The 17,642-nt window shown below is 41.7% G+C and carries 15 protein-coding genes; 6 read left to right on the top strand and 9 right to left on the bottom strand.

From position 1 onward, the window contains the following. Positions 1 to 148: 148 nt before the first annotated feature. From I8748_RS33120 to I8748_RS33095, 6 genes are all read right to left on the bottom strand, one after another. Complete coding sequence (locus I8748_RS33120; protein ID WP_198128711.1) at positions 149 to 1,855, bottom strand: thiamine pyrophosphate-binding protein; 1,707 nt, start codon at positions 1,853 to 1,855, stop codon at positions 149 to 151. A 76-nt stretch (positions 1,856 to 1,931) separates the two neighbouring features. Continuing rightward, positions 1,932 to 2,783, bottom strand: coding sequence for a type 1 glutamine amidotransferase domain-containing protein (locus I8748_RS33115; protein WP_198128710.1), 852 nt, complete (start codon positions 2,781 to 2,783; stop codon positions 1,932 to 1,934). A gap of 21 nt (positions 2,784 to 2,804) precedes the next feature. After that, positions 2,805 to 3,503, bottom strand: coding sequence for a DJ-1/PfpI family protein (locus I8748_RS33110; protein WP_225896631.1), 699 nt, complete (start codon positions 3,501 to 3,503; stop codon positions 2,805 to 2,807). Between the two features lie 10 nt (positions 3,504 to 3,513). Next, complete coding sequence (locus I8748_RS33105) at positions 3,514 to 5,532, bottom strand: AGE family epimerase/isomerase (RefSeq protein WP_198128709.1); 2,019 nt, start codon at positions 5,530 to 5,532, stop codon at positions 3,514 to 3,516. A 656-nt stretch (positions 5,533 to 6,188) separates the two neighbouring features. Then, a complete protein-coding gene (gene rdgB / locus I8748_RS33100; protein WP_198128708.1) occupies positions 6,189 to 6,770 on the bottom strand; it encodes an RdgB/HAM1 family non-canonical purine NTP pyrophosphatase in 582 nt (193 codons plus the stop codon). Between the two features lie 86 nt (positions 6,771 to 6,856). Continuing rightward, positions 6,857 to 8,293 carry a phosphoglucomutase/phosphomannomutase family protein gene (locus I8748_RS33095; RefSeq protein WP_198128707.1) on the bottom strand — a complete coding sequence of 479 codons (1,437 nt, stop codon included), beginning with the start codon at positions 8,291 to 8,293 and terminating at the stop codon, positions 6,857 to 6,859. 83 nt (positions 8,294 to 8,376) lie between these two features. On the opposite strand from I8748_RS33095, the gene I8748_RS34810 reads away from it, so the two are divergent. The 4 genes from I8748_RS34810 (at position 8,377) to I8748_RS33080 (ending at position 11,863) form a co-directional block, all read left to right on the top strand. Next, positions 8,377 to 8,607: a hypothetical protein gene (locus I8748_RS34810; protein ID WP_214662863.1), complete on the top strand. Its 231-nt coding sequence runs from the start codon at positions 8,377 to 8,379 to the stop codon at positions 8,605 to 8,607. Positions 8,608 to 8,928: 321 nt separating this feature from the next. After that, complete coding sequence (locus tag I8748_RS33090; RefSeq protein WP_198128706.1) at positions 8,929 to 10,239, top strand: amino acid permease; 1,311 nt, start codon at positions 8,929 to 8,931, stop codon at positions 10,237 to 10,239. A gap of 33 nt (positions 10,240 to 10,272) precedes the next feature. After that, positions 10,273 to 10,818 carry an RNA 2'-phosphotransferase gene (locus I8748_RS33085; protein ID WP_198128705.1) on the top strand — a complete coding sequence of 182 codons (546 nt, stop codon included), beginning with the start codon at positions 10,273 to 10,275 and terminating at the stop codon, positions 10,816 to 10,818. A gap of 376 nt (positions 10,819 to 11,194) precedes the next feature. Beyond that, on the top strand, positions 11,195 to 11,863 hold the full coding sequence (locus I8748_RS33080; protein ID WP_198128704.1) for a hypothetical protein: 669 nt from the start codon (positions 11,195 to 11,197) through the stop codon (positions 11,861 to 11,863). A 220-nt stretch (positions 11,864 to 12,083) separates the two neighbouring features. Here I8748_RS33080 and I8748_RS33075 read toward each other — a convergent pair whose 3' ends face one another. Beyond that, positions 12,084 to 13,139 (bottom strand): NAD(P)H-dependent glycerol-3-phosphate dehydrogenase, encoded by a 1,056-nt coding sequence (locus tag I8748_RS33075; protein ID WP_198128703.1) that lies wholly within the window; start codon positions 13,137 to 13,139, stop codon positions 12,084 to 12,086. Positions 13,140 to 13,182: 43 nt separating this feature from the next. Continuing rightward, complete coding sequence (locus I8748_RS33070; protein WP_198128702.1) at positions 13,183 to 14,721, bottom strand: FGGY-family carbohydrate kinase; 1,539 nt, start codon at positions 14,719 to 14,721, stop codon at positions 13,183 to 13,185. Positions 14,722 to 14,968: 247 nt separating this feature from the next. On the opposite strand from I8748_RS33070, the gene I8748_RS33065 reads away from it, so the two are divergent. Together I8748_RS33065 and I8748_RS33060 are read left to right on the top strand one after the other, a co-directional pair. Next, positions 14,969 to 15,328 carry a type II toxin-antitoxin system prevent-host-death family antitoxin gene (locus I8748_RS33065; RefSeq protein WP_198128701.1) on the top strand — a complete coding sequence of 120 codons (360 nt, stop codon included), beginning with the start codon at positions 14,969 to 14,971 and terminating at the stop codon, positions 15,326 to 15,328. Beyond that, entirely contained in the window at positions 15,325 to 15,633 is a 309-nt protein-coding gene (locus I8748_RS33060; protein ID WP_198128700.1) for a type II toxin-antitoxin system RelE/ParE family toxin, read from the top strand. The genes I8748_RS33065 and I8748_RS33060 overlap by 4 nt, the downstream gene beginning before the upstream one ends. Before the next feature lie 141 nt (positions 15,634 to 15,774). On the opposite strand, the gene I8748_RS33055 is transcribed toward I8748_RS33060, so the two are convergent. After that, positions 15,775 to 17,577, bottom strand: coding sequence for an eCIS core domain-containing protein (locus tag I8748_RS33055; RefSeq protein ID WP_198128699.1), 1,803 nt, complete (start codon positions 17,575 to 17,577; stop codon positions 15,775 to 15,777). Positions 17,578 to 17,642: the final 65 nt, after the last annotated feature.

Below are 17,642 nucleotides of genomic sequence, written 5' to 3'. Positions count from 1 at the left end.
ATTGATTGCACCGATTTTTGTTTACAAGACAAACTATATAAACAAATTTTGGGGTTTTTGAATTGAAATACTGGCTAATCACTTATAGTGCCAATTTCGCCACATTCCTGGGTCAGCCATAATGATAAGTCTTCAACCTGACGTGATATTATTGACCGCACTTGATTCCTATCATTTCCGGGTGAACGTCCGCTTCTAAAACTACATCAATGAGAAATGGCCCTTTGTGGGCTAATGCTTTTTGAATAGCAGAGGCAATCTCTTGAGGTTTTTCTACCCTGATGGCTGCAACGCCCATAGAATGGGCTATCTCGTCAAAACGGATATCTGGTTTAGATAAATCAAAACTCAAAGGATATTCATGCTGTGGTATATCCCGCTCTTGCCAGTAAGCTTGAATATTCACTTGTAACAACCTATAGGAGCGGTTATTACAGATAATAAATTTGGCATCTATATTATGACGAGCCGCTGACCAAAGTGCTTGAATTGTGTACATGGCAGCGCCATCACCAGTAAACCCAATTATCGCTTTATCAGGATTGGCTAGTTTAGCTCCAATCGTTCCCGGAATTCCTACACCTAGAGAACCTCCACGAGAAAGAAAATAATGCCCTGGTTTGGTGGGAGTTATATAACGCGTCAGAGCAGGAGAACAGGTGAGAGCTTCATCGAAGATAATTACATCCTCTGGTAATTGCTTTGCTAGTTCTGCCGCGAAGCGAGAAAAGTACAACGGGACAGAATCCCAATTTTCTCGATCAGCTTGCAACTCACGCTTATGGTTCTCTTCTTTAGTTTGAGCGATGTTAGCAGTTCGCACTTTAGCAGTTTTTTTCTGCTCAGGTGTCATCACTGCTTCCAAAACTTTTGCCAGATGAGCAAGTGTCAGTTTTGGATCGCTAACTAGTCCCAAATCAACTGAATAATTTTTAGCAATCTCATAAGCATTTAAATCTATGTGGACAACCTTAGCTCCTGATGCAAAAATATTACCCAGTTCCGGGAACACTTCCGGCAAAAGGTAAGTGCCACAAACTAAGTTGACATCGCCTTTAGTGGTGATGGGTCGGCTTTGATAGCCAAACATATGGCCCGTCATACCTTGATACAGAGTATGAACATGACTCATGTTTAATTCACCAGCATCAGCTTCCCAAACTTCTGCGCCCAAAAGTTCAGCAACACGGGTCAGTTCATCTTGTGCGCCAGAATAAGCTACTCCATCCCCGACAAAAATCATTGGCTTGTGAGCAGATGCCAATATAGTTGCTGCTGTTTTGAGCAATTCTTCATCTGGCACAACTCTAGTGGATGGGATGGAAGTTGGTTTGACTTCTTCAACTACGGGAGCATCCAAAATATCTATTGGTAGACAAACATAGACAGGCCCCATTGGTGGCGTTGCAGCAATTTTAATGGCCCGACGCAATACCCGCAGTAACGAAGATGGCTCCATCACCATTGTTGACCATTTAGTAACGGGTTTTGCAAAAGCTACTAAGTCACCTGCCATTTGGGCATCCATTGCTTGGTATTTAATACCTGCATCACCACCAATGACTACAAGCGGTGAGTGACCTCGGTATGCTTGATAAAGTGCGCCGATCGCATTTCCTAAACCTGGTGTACTATGTATTTGCACTAAAGCAGGCTTTTTAGTCGCTCTTGCATAACCATCTGCTGCCATAACAGCAACGGATTCTTGCAATGTCAAAATGTACTTCAGGTCTGGATATTCCCGAATAGCATCCAAAAATCCTTCTTCTGATGTGCCGGGATTACCAAACATGTAATGGATACCATCTGCCAAAAATTGTTCCAGAATCGCAAAGCGGCCTGTTTTATTAGTCATGGATTCTACCTTCTGCAACTATCAATTGCATACAGCTTTTATCGTGCAGTACTATCCAGATATTGAAAATCCAGCTTCACCAACCATAGCGTTTGAGACCTTTTTCTAGAACTTCTACCAACTTCTGACCAGTGAGATAAGAGTCTGGAGTAGAACGACCTGTGATAAATGGATAGTCAACAATTACTGATGTTGGTCTACCGACATTGCCGTGATACTGTCCGTCTGGCCCTGTGGCATCGCGGAGTATGTATTCTAAAGGATAGAATGGCGTGCCAAAGTTAATATTGTTCAGACATGGGTCGATGTTAGTACCGTTAAATCCCGTGCCATCTTTATAGTCATATTCCAAACAATGGCCTGTGACATGCTTACCCCAAATAATGCTTTGGCGATCGCCAATGTCACGGGCAAACGCTAGACATGCAACACCGTAACATTCTGCGGCCACTGGCTTACCCATTTGGTAAAAGCTGAGGATGAGATCGTGTACTCTCTGGTTGTTGACTAAATCAACCATCGGGCCGCTACCACCAACAATGAGAATGGCATCGTATGTTTGCAAATCTCTTTGTTGCACTTCGTCAAGTTTTCTGTAATATTCCTCCATTTCCCGTAAGAATTTTGGCGAACTCCAGTAAGGTCTTTCTGGCAGCCACTCTCTGAGATTTTTCGGGTTGTTTAATCGTGGATTGTTGGTGTCATCTAGTTGTCTGACCTTATCGGCCATATCTTGGGTAGTGACTGGTCTGCCTAATGGTGGGTCAACAAAAGTTGGATCCATGCTTACCCCTAGTGCTACGGGTCTTTTACCATTTGGGGTGGCAAAGTCAACTTGATACCCAGCTGCATCAAAGGTTTCTAGGGGGCCTACTAGTTCTTCTCCCCAGTAACCCCACTCAGATAGCACAATCAAAATCTTTGTCATCGCATGATCTCCTTTGTCTTTCTACGCAGCTCCTGCCAACCCTTGATCTTGAGATACTATTTGGTCAGCGATCGCATCAATAAAGGCATACACGTCATGTCCGGCTCGTCCTGTCACTAAGTCTCTATCAACCACAATATTTCCTGGGTCATTTGGTGGAGAATTCACAGGTGGCGGTACATAAATAGCACCAGCATTAGCAATATCCGCCAGCACCACTTCATGACAGATTACCCTTCTTCCTCGGAGTAGTTCGGGCATTGGGGTCAATAACCACAATCCATGACAGAGTAAGCCTTTGATAATGCGACGATTTGCCATTGCTTTAGCAAAAAACTGCACTGCTGGTGCAGTACGCGTCATTTCTGGACTAATCTGCTGTCCTGGTGGTGGTTCAAAGTAGCGCAGGCGAACGCTGGTGTAGTTAGCCGCCATAATTACAGCCGCATATTCATTCACATCTACGTTCTGAAAGTCGATGTTAACTTCCAATGTTGCGAGGGACGTTTTTTGTCTATTGATCCGATCCGCCTCTTCTACGCTATCAACATCAGCTACAAAGCGAATGCTTTGATTTCCCGACAGCCGAGACATTAAATGGACAGTTGCTCCAAGTTCGGAAAAGCGTGTTTGATATGCCGCGATCTCATAGGGAATGTATTCAGTTTCGACGAGTATGGCGATTTTTTTGCCTTCTAGCATTCGGCTAGTCATAGTCATAAGTACTTGCCTATGTCTTGGGTGCAAATTCCACAATGATTTCTGCTGCTGAAGCAAGTTGAAATTCTTTTTCTCCTAGTTCAAGTTGGAAATTATCAGGGTCTATTGATGTGCGATCACTACCATTAATGCTGATTCTACTCACTTCCAGAGTATTGGGTCTAAAGAAATCAGGTAAAATGTTGAGCGATCGCTGGCGACAATCGGGATCAGGTTTGAAATACAAACAGAAGGGTTCTTTTGTTACATAGCTACTGATATAGATATGAGCCAAATAATTTAGCTCAAAGTGATGGTAGCCACTCGAATGTGATTCTTTCTGTCCGTACTGTCCTTGAGTAACTGGATCTCCATTTTCACTAACTCGGAAGAAAACACCTTTATTCTCTTGGTCTAGAAAGAATAAATTCCAGAATGCAGCTGTTTCTCGTGCTAACCGCAAATACTCTTGTTTTTGGTCGTGATCTTCATTACTGCAACCATGAAGAATTAAGTAGGCTAACAAAGCCTGTTCTTGTTGCCAGAAATCCTTAGTGTTCAACCAAGGAAATTCTAGTGGCGTTCCATTTTGGGGATTACGCTCTAAAGTATCAAAAATCCCACCTCTAAATAAATCTACGCCAATCTCTGCCATCCTGATTCCTAATCGATCTGCTAGCTTCATTAACTTATCGGCTAAGCGTTGTGATTCTTCTGCTTCTTGGGGGTTTTCAGCAGCAGATTGAGCGGCTAGAGAGTAATAATAGTTAGCAACACGGGTCAGGTTCCAGGCAATCTTCAAATTGTGTCCCACAACAGCACGATTTTGTTGCCACCGCCAATTATGATCTGGCTTCCAATCTCGGAAAAATCGCTCATTTACAAACGGAACGTTGGGATCTGGATCAGGAAACTTATCAGCAATGATTGTGGATGATGTTTTGAGAATCTTTTTGCAAATTTCTAAAAATTTCCTGATTTCTTCGCGACCATGATCATTTAATGGCAAGGGTTCTAATGCCAAAATCAGGTTAATTAAATAAGCCGGTATGTGATCACCAATTGAATTCCAATTTTTTCTGGCGTAGTTTTCACCAAGAGCAGGACTATTCCAATTGAAGGTCACATAATCAAGGTGTGAAAAATAATCACCATAAGCATGTTTGCCGTACTCTGATTCTGGATCGGTGAAGAATTCATTAAACATGCGAACAGTCCGTTTAATATCATCAAGTACTTCCCAATCCAAGGTAATTCGATAGTACTGAGCTAATCCCACCAAGGCGTAAATTTGTTCGTAAAGTGGAATTGTATCTCTATCATCATCGTTGAGAGAGCGCATATACAACTCATAACTGTACTCTGTCTTGCGCTTGCCAAAAGCCCAAAAACAATGTTTGCCATCAGATGTTAAACTACGAAAATTTTCACGTTGGTATTGAACTCCAGCACGAGCCGCTGAAAGATATTGTTCACCTCCAGTTATCAAGTAAGTAGAGGAAAGACCGTAGATTACCCTAGAAAGAGTAGCACATTCTTGAAGGTCGTCGTTGTCATCTGTTGGTAAACCGATGATGTTTAAGTTAGTTCGGTAGAGAGCAAAATCATCGATTTTATAGCTTTGTTTATTGGGAAATAAATAGCCTAACCATCCATCTGCTAAGCGCCCAATTTGTGTGATCCACCAGTGTGTCTGCTCAAAAAGATATTCACCTTGACCTTTATATGAATGTAGTAAGTTAACAGTGCGAGCATCGTAGTGGCGGCTGCCGTTATTTTCTTGATAAACACCTTGTAGAACAACTAAGCTATCAGGTTGGATGTATTTTCTCACTAAATCGGCTGGTGAAGATTGGTGAAAATCTTCAGGAGTTGGGACGCGATCGCGGTTGATACCATCCAAATTTCTTAAAAATTGAAATTGTGTATTTTGCCCAGTATTAATAATGAATTCATCGCCACTACGACATTTAATTGCAAAAGTGCTTTTTTCAGGACTTACATCAGTAACTTTCCCCATCAAAGTGGTTTTAACGGTGAAATTTTTCATGATTATTGCCTTTGTTTTTCAAATGTCTGCAATTTCAATTGAAAATTGTTATGGATAAGATGCTTACTTGCATCAAATAAAAATTATCCATAATTACTACATTAAATAAGTGTTAGTCCAAAATAATTACATAAAAGTCATGCTAAAAGTCTTGCATAGTCAAGACTCAATATGTAATGTAATTAATTCTGTCTATTTGGTTACTTATTTATTGAGCTTAGACGTGTAGTTTCTTATGGTTGACTAGCTATAGTTCAGTAACCTAAAGATACTAAAAATTAACGTTAACTAAGTGCAACAAATGTCATTACGAATGCAACGCAGTAAAGCGAAGTAATCGCAAAGACTTTATTTTACGTTTTTTAAATTTGACCTACTTAATCAGAAACAAAATTATTGAAATCTTTTTTGTCTTGAAGCTAAAAAAAAGCTAAATATTTCAAAAGATTTTGATTGTGTATTTTACCCGTTTTTGTTCTGAATATATTTCTTATGACTATAGATGAGCAAATTAACAATACCCTCTAACCAAGGTTAGAGTCTAATGAATCCTTCGGTATAGATTAACGTGAGTTAGACAAGCGCTGTTTTGACCTCTCCCCCAACCCCTCTCCTACGAGGAGAGGGGAGTAAAACCGTGATTTTTTCGTTTCTCCTCAGCACGATCGCAGTTTACTCAGTTGGGGGAGTAAAGTTGTAAAAGCTTTTCCTCGATGGCTAATTGACCTTTTTAACTCAGGTGTCATTTCAGCAAAGGTCAATTGCTTTTCTGGAACGTAAAAAATGGGATCGTAGCCGAAACCACCGTTACCTCGTGGTTCATGGAGAATTTCGCCACGGCAAATACCTTCTGATTGTAGAGCGATCGCACCATCGGGAGATGCGATCGCTACTACACAAACAAATTGCGCTTGACGATTGACTTCGTTACCCAACTCTCTCAATAATCTGGCAATGCGTTCTGAGTCGGTTGTGCCATAACGTGCAGAATACACTCCTGGTACACCATTGAGAGCATCCACTTCTAAGCCAGAATCATCAGCTATGGCCCAGTTTCCTGTGGCTAATGCAACTTGGGATGCTTTGAGACAAGCATTAGCAGCAAAGGTATCACCTGTCTCTTCTATTTCTAATTCTTCAGGTTTGAGAATCAATTGCCAAGCTGAATTTTCCAGGTAAGCTTGCATTTCCCGCAATTTACCTGGATTGCTTGTTGCGACTACGAGTAGTTTGGTCATTGGTCAGTTGTCAGTTGTCAGTTGTCAGTTGTCAGTTGTCAGTGGTTAGTAGCAACTGACTACTGACTACTGACCACTAACTAATTTTACTCCGCCCACTGTTTCGCCCAAGCAAGAGTTTGATGCACTTGCTCAAGTGTGGGGGCTTCGCAATAGAGGCGTAAAACTGGTTCGGTACCGCTAAAGCGAATCATTAGCCAGCTGTTATCGGCTAGGCGGAATTTGTAACCATCGATGGTTTGGCAATCTATGACTGCTAACCCAGCAATTTCTGTTAAGGGTTGGGTTTGCAGTTGTTGCAAAAGACGCGATCGCACTTCCATGCTAGCTAAGGGTAAATCAATGCGATCGTATGCTGATTTAAAGTTTGTTTGTGTTTGTAAGTGGCGATAATATTCGCCTAAATCCGAACCAGATTCTACAATGGCTTCTAATACATACAGTGCTGACAATAGTGCATCGCGTTCGGGAATATGGCTACCATAACCAATTCCTCCTGATTCTTCACCACCTAGCAACACTTGGGCTGCTAGCATTCTATCAGCGATGTATTTATAACCAACTGGTGTTTCAAAAATTGACAAGTTATGTAGTGCTGCTACACGGGGAATCAAGTCAGAACCACTGACAGTTTTGACTATTTCACCGCTAAAGTTGCGCCTTAAGGTTAAATGGTCGATTAATATTGGGATTAAGACTTGGGAACTGAGGAAGTTTGCTTCTCCATCCACCGCCGCGATGCGATCGCAGTCTCCATCGAATACTAAACCCACTGCTAAACCTGATTTATCGGTTTCTCGGTGATTTTGAATCACGTTGAATAAACGAGAAAGGTATTTAGGTAAAGGTTCTGGCGCACCACCTTCAAATAAAGGGTCGCGATCGCTGTTGAGTTCTTGGACGCGATCCCCTAGTAATTTCGCCAATCCTCCAGCCGCAGCCCCATGCATGACATCGGCGAATACCGTCAGTTTGCCAGAAGCGATCGCAGAGCGAATCTTGGCAATATTAACTTTTCCTTCCAGTGCTTGAGTGTAACTCGGCCAAGGATCAAACTTCTCTTGCTTGCCCTTTGTTGCTGCTGGTGGTACTCCGTCTAACAACAGCGCTTCTATTTCTTTTGTAATTTCTGGCGATACCGAACCACCAAAATATCCCTTGACTTTTAATCCTAAATATGATCCAGGATTATGACTAGCTGTAATGACTAGCGCCCCCAAAGCATTGAGTTGTTTCGCCGCCCAACTAAAAGCAGGAGTTGGGGCGTAGGTTTCACTGAGTAAAACATCAAATCCCACAGCGGTGACAGCATCAGCGACAGCACGAGCAAAGTCTTCTGCCATAAATCGGCGATCGTAACCGACTACTATTGTCCGGCTACCAACTGTTGAAAAATATGTATCATATAATACTTTCGCTGCAACTGGTGCGACCAAGGCTAGACGTTCAAAGGTGAACTCATCACCAATAACGCCCCGCCAGCCGTCCGTACCAAATTTGATTGAGTTAGCAACAACTGGCATGGAGGTATCCTAACTATTTACTTGAGGATTCTAGCATTTATACAGTATGGAATGTAAAAAACTTGACTGTTGATTGATGACTGATGGCTGAGAATGGGGAGCTTTCGGAGCAGGGGAGCTTTCGGAGCAGGGGATGGGGGGATGAGGGAGATGAGGGAGAAATAACTAATAACCATTCCCAATTCCCAATTCCCAATTCCCAATTCCCCATTCCCCATTCCCAATTCCCAATTCCCTCAAATAGAAGAAGCGATCGCGGTTCCGTAATCAGCGATCGCCCCCAATTAACCCCTAGCCACAGGAATCAATTATGAAGATTGTATTTCCAGAATTCAAAAGGGGGTTGCAGTGGCAACCCCCTCATACCAATTAACTTAATGTTCAAAAATGCGATCGCTCTCACTCAGCATAAGTGACTAAATACGACAATATTATGCATTATTATTCGATATTCAGCGTAAATAGATAATAAAAGCTTTATTTTCCGAAAATCAGCTTTATAATGCTTGTTTTTCTTAAAAAACAGTTTATTTCTAAATTAGAAAAAAACAAGCAACTAACGGGTTAATTTAGGTTGATGCTAAAATTGTTACATAAATTAACATATTATCCAACATTGGAACAGGTATCTCGACATGATCCCGATAGATACAGTTATTAAGCCGCATACACTAGAAGTGACTCGTTTATTTTCTAACCTTCAACTTGATGGCAATAAGCTTAGTCATCAACCAGGTAGCGTTTTAGGAAGTACTGCGCTGGTTGCGGGAACAACGGTAGGTGCTGGGATTCTGGCGTTACCTGCGGTTACTTTGCCTTCAGGCGTTGTACCATCCACATTTCTGCTGATTGCTGTTTGGATCTACGCTTTGGTTTCAGCATTGTTGATTGCAGAAGCAAGTTTGAACGCCATGCGTCTACAGGGACGTGCGAGTGTAGGTTTTTTGGCAATGGTGGAAAAAACACTAGGGTTTATGGGAGCAAGAATCGCTGGTGGTGCGTATTTATTCTTACACTATGCCTTGCTGATAGCGTATATCACCCAAGGAGGCGAGATTTTAGTATCTGTGTTTGCCAAACAGTTAGGTATCCACAACGTCATACCTACGTGGATAGGGACAACAATTTTCACGTTGCTATTTGGCGGCATCATGTACCTGGGAAAAGAAAAATTTGTGGAGAAATTAAACAGCGTTTTTGTAGCAATTGTGATTGCTTCATTTCTGGGACTATTGTTGTTGGGAGTTGGACAGGTAAAGATTGTGCAATTTTCGTTTCAGAATTGGAGTACCTTGGGAAGTGCTGTGTCAGTGATGTGTGTGGCGCTGTTCTACCACAATATAGTGCCGGTAGTTGTGACTCAGTTAGAAGGGGATACCCGCAAGATTCGCCAGTCTATCATCCTTGGTTCTGTGATTCCCCTAATTATGTTTTTGGCGTGGAATGCTGTGATTTTAGGAAGCGTCAGCCCTGATATGGTAAGGGGAACCGTTAATAGTGGAACTGTGTTTGATCCGCTGCAAGTTCTGCGATCTGGTGGTGCGGGAGAATGGTTGGCGGTGCTAGTGTCGATTTTCTCCGAATTTGCGATCGCTACCTCATTCATTGGATTTGTCTATGGACTGCTGGATTTCTTCCAAGATATTTCTATCATTGCATCGCCTACATCTTCTAATCGTTTGCCACTTTATTCACTGGTTTTCTTACCTTCCGTAAGTCTAGGAATAGTCAATCCTAATATATTTTTAACTGCCTTAGATTACGTTGGTACTTTCAGTGTCTCAGTTTTAGGAGGTATAATTCCAGTATTGATGACTTGGAAGCAACGTCAAGACTTAAATAGTATAAGTCAGCCACTTGTGCCTGGTGGTAAAGTGACGCTGATCGTGATGATTGTAATTGCATTAGCGATTCTGCTTAGACAAATTCTGTCAATCAGCGGATAGTTTTATCATCTGCATTATTCTTTGACTTTGGGAATGGATACTTCGCGCCTAGTCAAAATCAGTAAATTCCTGAGCAAACATCTACGCCACCAACCTCACAGCATTGGTATTCAACTTGCTCCCGGTGGTTGGGTTGCTGTGGATGAACTACTAGTAGCCTGTGCTAATAATAACTTTCCTATCAGCCATGAGGAATTACAGGAAGTAGTGGCTACCAGTGATAAAAAACGCTTTTCCTTTGATCCTACAGGCACTTTGATTCGTGCTAACCAAGGACATAGTGTGGAAGTTGATTTGCAATTGCAACCTATGGTTCCCCCAGATATGCTGTATCACGGTACAGGAAGTACAGCTGTGGAATCAATTCTCCAAACAGGACTTCGCAAAATGTTACGTCACCATGTCCATTTATCAAAAGATATTGCCACAGCCCAAATTGTAGGCGCAAGACATGGAAAACCAGTAGTTTTTGCTGTGGATGCAGGCGCAATGCATCAAGCTGGTTATAGTTTTTACTGTTCTGACAATGGTGTGTGGTTAGTAGAGTTTGTACCACCTGAATATTTGCAAAAAATTTGATGACTGATGACTGTTGACTGATGACTGTTGAACGCCAGTTGCTTCAAGCCGGCAGAGAGAGCCGTCCAACGCACTGGCTCCTGATGAGTGTGAACAGGAAGGTCGAACAATTACACCATTATGTATAAAACTTTCATCCACCTACCCAAAATTTGGGTATGTTTGGGGTTTCTTCTTAGCCTGTATTTAGTACAATTGTACTATAAACTCTGTTAACCTAGGTTATAAGCTTTGAGTCGGACAAGAACAACAAACGAAATCCAATATTCAAACCTAGCTTAACAAAAGTGGGTAGAAGCAAAGATGATTCCAAGCGGCAAAAGCAACTTATTCTCAGCTAGCACCTTTAATAAAAACCCTAAATGAGATCAATACTATGATGACGCCTGTACAGGGTGTAATAGCAGCCCAAGTTAACTCGAAATCCAAGTTAAAGCCATACGTTGAACAAAAAGCTGATACTACCAAGAGCGTTAGTGCAGAAAACTTTTCTTTTCAAACCCTTGCTGATGTCACTAAGACAATTTTACTTCATGCCTTTTGGCTATCTGAGCAAAAACAGCAGCTCTCTTTAAAGGATTACAAAAAACTACTTTTTGATCAAGGCTGGAAAGGAGAAGAAAAGAAGTATCTCAAGATTGCAGCAGCATTTGGCAAGTTTTCGCCTCAAGATTTTGCACAAATTGAGCCTAGAACTATATATCAACTAGCGGAGAACAGTAAAAAGTACCAGCAAGTTCTAGATAGACTGCTAGACTTAAGTGAAATTACTCAAGAAAGTGTACGTTCCCTGATTAAAAAACAGCGTACTCCCAGAGAAGCAAGACCTGAGAAACCGAGTATTTGGCGGCGTGTCAAGAATGGTAGGAGATACTGCCAAATTCCCCCCATTCACGAACCTTTAGAGGAGACTGGTACAACCTTACAAAGAATGATGGATGAAGAAGGATTAAGTGCCCAGCAAATTGTAGCAGAGGCTATTGCTTTAAGACAGGCTTACAAAGAAGGGCAACTAGTCTTTAAAGAAGGTACAACAAAACCCTAATTACTTAGTGTCTCTGTACGGGCAGTCCGTTCAAGTCGGGAAACCCGCCCACACGGCTGCCCTCGTCTTTGTGGTTAAGGATATTTGAACCACAAAGACGCGTCAGCGGTGAAGCAGTACGGTCTTGGGGTTTCCCCAAGTGGAGTAACTGCTGTTAGCGCAGCGGTAGCGAGGTACGAGCGTCACCCGAAGGGCTTCCCGCAGGGTAGACACCAAGACACTAAGAAAATGCAAAGAATTTGTCCCAAGGAATGGTGACTGGTGCATCGTGGCAAACAATGGCAATCATCGTTAGTAGTAAAGGTAAAGCTTCGCTGTCTAAATCGCCTCGTTTCACCATTGATTCTACAGTTGAACCAATTGCCAAAGCTAAGGAAGCACCTTCAACGGTATCGTTGGGCATATATTCGGCTTTAGCTTGACTGTAAGGTATACCCAAGCCCAAAAGGCGACCCATTCGGCTATTGCGTCCACCTTGACAAGTTACGTACAAATCTCCGGTACCAGGAAGACTATAGACGCTGCGGGGTTTACCTTGCATTTTTTCGACTAAATAGGCTGTTTCTACCATTCCTTGAGCAAAAATAGCAGCAGCAAGGTTATGCATAGCTGCATCATTTTCTGCTTTACCTTCTTTTTCTAGAAATCCGATTACCAAACCTACAGCCAAAGCGTAGATATTCTTGAGGGCGACGCACACCTCTACACCAACGATATCGGTACTTGTCCAAACATGATAGTAAGGCGATCGCAATAACTCAGCCAATTTATTGAGTAAAGTTTGATTCTTTCCAGTAAATACTACGCAAGTATGGCGACGGGCTGCTAATTCTTGGGCAATGGAAGGGCCACCAATAGCTGCTATTTCCAGCCTATCCCGATAATCCGCAGGCAACCCAGCACGCAGAACATCAGGTAGAATATATAACTTTTCTCCATCACCTGCCAATCCCTTAGTTACTGCCAATATAGGAATGGATGGAGATAACACCGCACTCAAGGTTTGTGCAGCCCAGTTGATACCGTGAGAGTTAACGCCTAAAACTACTAAATCTACATCTTTGATTGCTTCATTTAATTGGTCGTGGGTATAAGGCTGAACACTTTCAGCTAATTTTAACCGTAACCCTGGATGTGCATAACCAGCTTGCAGTTTAGCAATAATATCACCGTCTAGATGGGTTCCGACTAAATTAACAACGTGTCCATTATCACTAAGAGGGAAACTAACAGCAGTTCCCATTACACCAGCACCCAAAATCGCAATTTTCGCCATTTTGCTCCTTAGTCAATAGTCAATAGTCATCAGTCATCAGTCATCAGTCATCAGTCATCGAAATATCAGTTAATTTATTTACCAGAGATTGGATGGTAGGAAATAATGGTTGATAAACTTTACTATAAAGTTTGTCGTAAACAAGTTGTGACTTGTGATTAGGAGTAAAACGTTCCGCAGTTCCAGTACAAGCTAAGCAAGCAGAATTAATGTCAGAATACCATCCAATTGCTACTGCTGCGAGAATTCCAGCACCCAAACAAGTCGCTTCAACTGTTGTAGAACGAACAATTGGTATACCAGTGACATCAGCGATAATTTGACACCAGAGATTGCTTTTGCTACCGCCACCCATGACCACATACTCGCTAAAATCTTGATTGATGGCTGACATGACTGCATCACCTACCAGTCTTTGCTCAAAGGCGATACCTTCTAAAATAGCTCGATAAAAATGTTCTCTGCTATGATTACCATTCCAACCAATGGTGATACCAGATGCTGATGTGTCCCAGTAAGGGTTCATGACATGGTTCCAATATGGAACTAACATTAACCCATCGGCACCAGGAGATAATTTTGCCGCAGCAGTTTCTAATATTTCTTCTGGACTAAGATTAAGATTCAAGCGTTGTAAGTCGCTAGCAAACTTTTCTACAAACCAAGTAATTGTAAATACACCGCCTAAAAGCACAGTTTCTAAAAAGTAAGACCCGGCAATGGGTGCATACATGGTACGGAATGCAGAATTAACAGTATAGGAGTTAGTGATAATACCGCTGGCTATTGCCGTACCTAAGTTGAGATAGGCGCGGCCATTACCAACTGCATTGGCACCCAAACCTGCACACTGTCCATCACCTGCACCTGCAATGATTGGTAAACCTGTTGGTAAACCTGTAGCTAAAGCACCAGCATCGTTAACATAGCCGATTATCTCTCCTGGTGGCATCAATTCAGCGAATTGTTCTGCTTGCAGTTCCAATAATGTCAGTAAATCTGTTGCCCAATGATGAGCTTGCATGTCCATTGTTCCCATTGGGTCAGCAGAAGCTAAACTGGTGCGGAAATTTCCGGTAAGATGATAAACTAAGAAACCGTGAACGTCTAAGAATTTGTCAGTACGGGCAATGTTTTCTGGTTCGTTTTGGCTGAACCAGAGAATTTTAGGCAACGAAGGAGTCATTGAGACTGGTTTGCCTGTCAGCTGATTAAAGTGTTGAAGTTCAATTTTGTTTTTGAGAAAAGCTACCTGGTTGCGGCTGCGTTTGTCCATCCACACAATAGCGTTACGGACGGGTTTACCGTCTTTATCCACTGCGACAAACGTCTCTCGCTGATGGGTGATGCAAACTGCCTCAATCTGTGATTTATCTATTTGAGTGAGCAATTGTTTAATAGCCTGACAGGTACTATTCCACCATTGCCAAGCATCTTGTTCGTACCAGTTAGCTTGGGGTTGTAAAAGGGGAATTGCTGCTCTACCTTCAGCAACAGCTTTCCCTTCTCGACTCCAGGCGATCGCTTTACACGCCGTTGTACTACAATCAATACCTATGACTAATGGTGTTTTTTGAATCATTATTTACCTTGGTCAGTGTTTTGAAATTTTAAAACCCCCTCAAGATTTTAAGATTATACGAGGGTAATTGTAGTTTAAAAAACTTCATCCATCTGTGGGTAGAGTTTACCGCCGTTTTCAATGAATCAGATAATTTAGCGATCGCATTCTTCGTGAGGGTGGGAAGCGATCGCACTTTTTTTGATTGGGAGTAGAGAAAAACTATAGCATCTAATAAAATATGTTATAAAGCACTTTATTTAATGCTATGACGATCAAAATTAATCTCGAAAATATTCAAACTCTCACAGATTTCAAACGCAACGCTAAAGACTATGTAGAACGCATCAAAGCCACAAAGTCACCATTGATACTAACTGTTAACGGCAAAGCTGAGGTTGTGGTACATGAAGCACAAGCATTTCAAGAGATGATTAATCAGTTGGAACGCATGGAAAAGGAACTAGAAAAACTCAAGTTAGAAGCGTTAAAGCGGGAAATTGCTATAGGCATTGAGCAGATAGAAAATGGTCAATATACCGAATACGATGAAGATACCATTTCAACTATGTTTGAACAAATAGCAGAGCGAGGAAGAAAAAAGTTAGCTGACAACAGCACTTTATGAGCAGTTTTAAGATTTCTCACCAAGCATTACAAGATATTGAAAATATCTGGAATTACATTGCCAATCAAAATCCCCAGGCTGCTGATAACTTTTTTGACGAGCTACGTGCAAAATTTCCCCAACTAGCTAAATTTCCTCAAATGGGACGAACACGTTTTGATTTAGCTCCTTCTTTACGCTGTTTTCCAGTTGCAAGTTACCTGATTTTCTACCGTCCCATAGAACAAGGTATTGAAATTGTACGTATCCTTCATGGATCACAAGATATAAAAGCAATTTTTCCAGATATTGCAGATACAGAATAAAAATGATTGGTTCGGTGCTACAAGAACAAGCGATCGCATTTGAGCAAGAATGGAGGGTGCGATCGCTTGAGTTTTAAGATAGTGGTGACAACTTCAGGCAATCGCACTCATTCCAAAAGCAATTGATATGTGATTGCTTTCTCAGTCGTTGCTCCACTTATACTTATCTAATACATCCTGTAAATCTGTGCTATGTGTGGTTCCCTGAATAACTCTTTCGATTTTCTTAATGATCTTATTCTCATAGATTTCAATTGCTTTTTCAATAGTTATATCCTTAGTTTGTAGATCGGTCGAATAATCATCAATATCATATTCAGGAATTTTAATATTCATAACCTCTCTTTCATCGTCATCGTCATCCCAATCCTCTACGTCCATTACTTCTTGATTGCCATCGTCATCCGAATGTTCTACGTCCATTACTTCTTGATTGCCATCGTCATCCAAATACTCTACGTTCCTTAATTTTTGATCGTCATCGTCATAGTCATTATCTTTAGAGACTTGTTTTTGTAATTCCGATTTAGTTAATTCCTCAAATTTTGATTCTATCTCTATTTTAACCTGTTCATAATGATCTTGAATTTCCTGCAATATGTCTTCTAATAAGTCTTTCAATTCATTCAAGTTTTCTTCTGCTTTAAGTTGCTGCACGGCTGTGAGTATATTTTTACGTATTTCTATTTCTGATCCGTCAAATGTATGGGTAACTTTGATACCCAAGTCATCTCTCATTGCATAAGGAGCATCGTTAGAGTTATCGTGTTTCTGTAACTTTTGCTCATGTTCAAGTTGATGTATCAGTGAATCGCACCCCTTAATTCTCTTATTAGACCAAATATCTATTGTTTTGTCAGGACAAGCTTTTCTCTCGGTATATACTTGCGTAATTACAATTTTCTGAGGCCAGTCCTTGCGATTGATTTGATCACTCAGAAGTTTTTCAGAATGGCTGTTATTTGTCCTTAGTTCTTTTTTTCCATACTGGACTTTAACAGAGTGGCCCGAACTCGCTTTGGTATCTGAGGAAGAAGCGGGGCCCTTAAGATTATTACGTTCAGCGTAAAAGAATGTTGCAACATTTTGGGCTGGTTTGATTTTGTGCTTTAACCTATACTGTGCCGCTTGTTGGGATAACTGACCATTCTGACCATAAACTTTCTGATCTTCTTGTTCATAACTAACTCGTTGTATGATGCTTTGATTTTTCTGCTGCACTACATGGGTTAACTCATGGGCTATCAACTCCTGCCCCCCGCGACTTCCAGGATTATATTCCCTTTGCCGAAAGAAAATATCCTGTCCAGTGGTAAAGGCCTTAGCTTGAATTGATTGATTTAACTGATCAGATTGTGAATCTGTGTGAACCTTTACTCCACTAAAATCTACTCCACCAAATGCTTGCTCCATCGGTTCTCGAATCTGTGCCGAAAGAGGTTGCCCACTGCCTCGTAAGCGTTGAATGGAAGACTCTAGTTCTGGGCTTGCTGCCATGCCTCCCTGACCTAACTTAAACTGAAGCATGGGTTTCATTTGCAGTTCGTCTTCGTCGTCTGGAATTTCTCGCCGTTGAATCCTTAATTCCGGTTTTCTTTGGAGTTCCTTTTTATCTTCTGACATCTCCTGACGTTGAAGTGGTGGAGACTGGGGCGCGTTTATCCGTTGCACCACCTGTTTTGCCACATGATCGGCTTCCTGCTCATACTTATCTCCCGGTACACCGATCGCCAGCTTAAATTGCAAAGGCATGGTTCGCCCCGCATCAGGATTGAGAATTGCAAAATCTCCCAGCGTGCTTTTATATCCCTGCGTTGGGTGCGATCGCTCTGTTTCTTCTGGTTTTGCCTGCGCTGCAAACGGACGCGATGCTAGAAAATTGGAAGTAGGAGCCTTAGACTTTTGAGCAGAAAATTTCTTTTGTGAAGCGTGATGACTCTGCATAACAAAACTCCGATCGCAGCAGGGTAATATCTTATTTTCTCATCCTTGAGAGAAATGCAGATTAT

The sequence above is a fragment of the Amazonocrinis nigriterrae CENA67 genome (assembly GCF_016056305.1).
Lineage (GTDB): Bacteria > Cyanobacteriota > Cyanobacteriia > Cyanobacteriales > Nostocaceae > Amazonocrinis > Amazonocrinis nigriterrae.
The sequence above is the reverse complement of the archived record's forward strand: the minus strand, read 5'-3'. Positions and strand labels throughout refer to the sequence as shown.

Bases quoted from the DNA above. Each gene is read 5' to 3' on its own strand.
- I8748_RS33120 (WP_198128711.1), bottom strand. From the start codon at position 1,855: ATGACTAATAAAACAGGCCGCTTTGCGATTCTGGAACAATTTTTGGCA.
- I8748_RS33115 (WP_198128710.1), bottom strand. From the start codon at position 2,783: ATGACAAAGATTTTGATTGTGCTATCTGAGTGGGGTTACTGGGGAGAA.
- I8748_RS33110 (WP_225896631.1), bottom strand. From the start codon at position 3,503: ATGACTATGACTAGCCGAATGCTAGAAGGCAAAAAAATCGCCATACTC.
- I8748_RS33105 (WP_198128709.1), bottom strand. From the start codon at position 5,532: ATGAAAAATTTCACCGTTAAAACCACTTTGATGGGGAAAGTTACTGAT.
- rdgB (WP_198128708.1), bottom strand. From the start codon at position 6,770: ATGACCAAACTACTCGTAGTCGCAACAAGCAATCCAGGTAAATTGCGG.
- I8748_RS33095 (WP_198128707.1), bottom strand. From the start codon at position 8,293: ATGCCAGTTGTTGCTAACTCAATCAAATTTGGTACGGACGGCTGGCGG.
- I8748_RS34810 (WP_214662863.1), top strand. From the start codon at position 8,377: ATGGCTGAGAATGGGGAGCTTTCGGAGCAGGGGAGCTTTCGGAGCAGG.
- I8748_RS33090 (WP_198128706.1), top strand. From the start codon at position 8,929: ATGATCCCGATAGATACAGTTATTAAGCCGCATACACTAGAAGTGACT.
- I8748_RS33085 (WP_198128705.1), top strand. From the start codon at position 10,273: ATGGATACTTCGCGCCTAGTCAAAATCAGTAAATTCCTGAGCAAACAT.
- I8748_RS33080 (WP_198128704.1), top strand. From the start codon at position 11,195: ATGATGACGCCTGTACAGGGTGTAATAGCAGCCCAAGTTAACTCGAAA.
- I8748_RS33075 (WP_198128703.1), bottom strand. From the start codon at position 13,139: ATGGCGAAAATTGCGATTTTGGGTGCTGGTGTAATGGGAACTGCTGTT.
- I8748_RS33070 (WP_198128702.1), bottom strand. From the start codon at position 14,721: ATGATTCAAAAAACACCATTAGTCATAGGTATTGATTGTAGTACAACG.
- I8748_RS33065 (WP_198128701.1), top strand. From the start codon at position 14,969: ATGACGATCAAAATTAATCTCGAAAATATTCAAACTCTCACAGATTTC.
- I8748_RS33060 (WP_198128700.1), top strand. From the start codon at position 15,325: ATGAGCAGTTTTAAGATTTCTCACCAAGCATTACAAGATATTGAAAAT.
- I8748_RS33055 (WP_198128699.1), bottom strand. From the start codon at position 17,577: ATGCAGAGTCATCACGCTTCACAAAAGAAATTTTCTGCTCAAAAGTCT.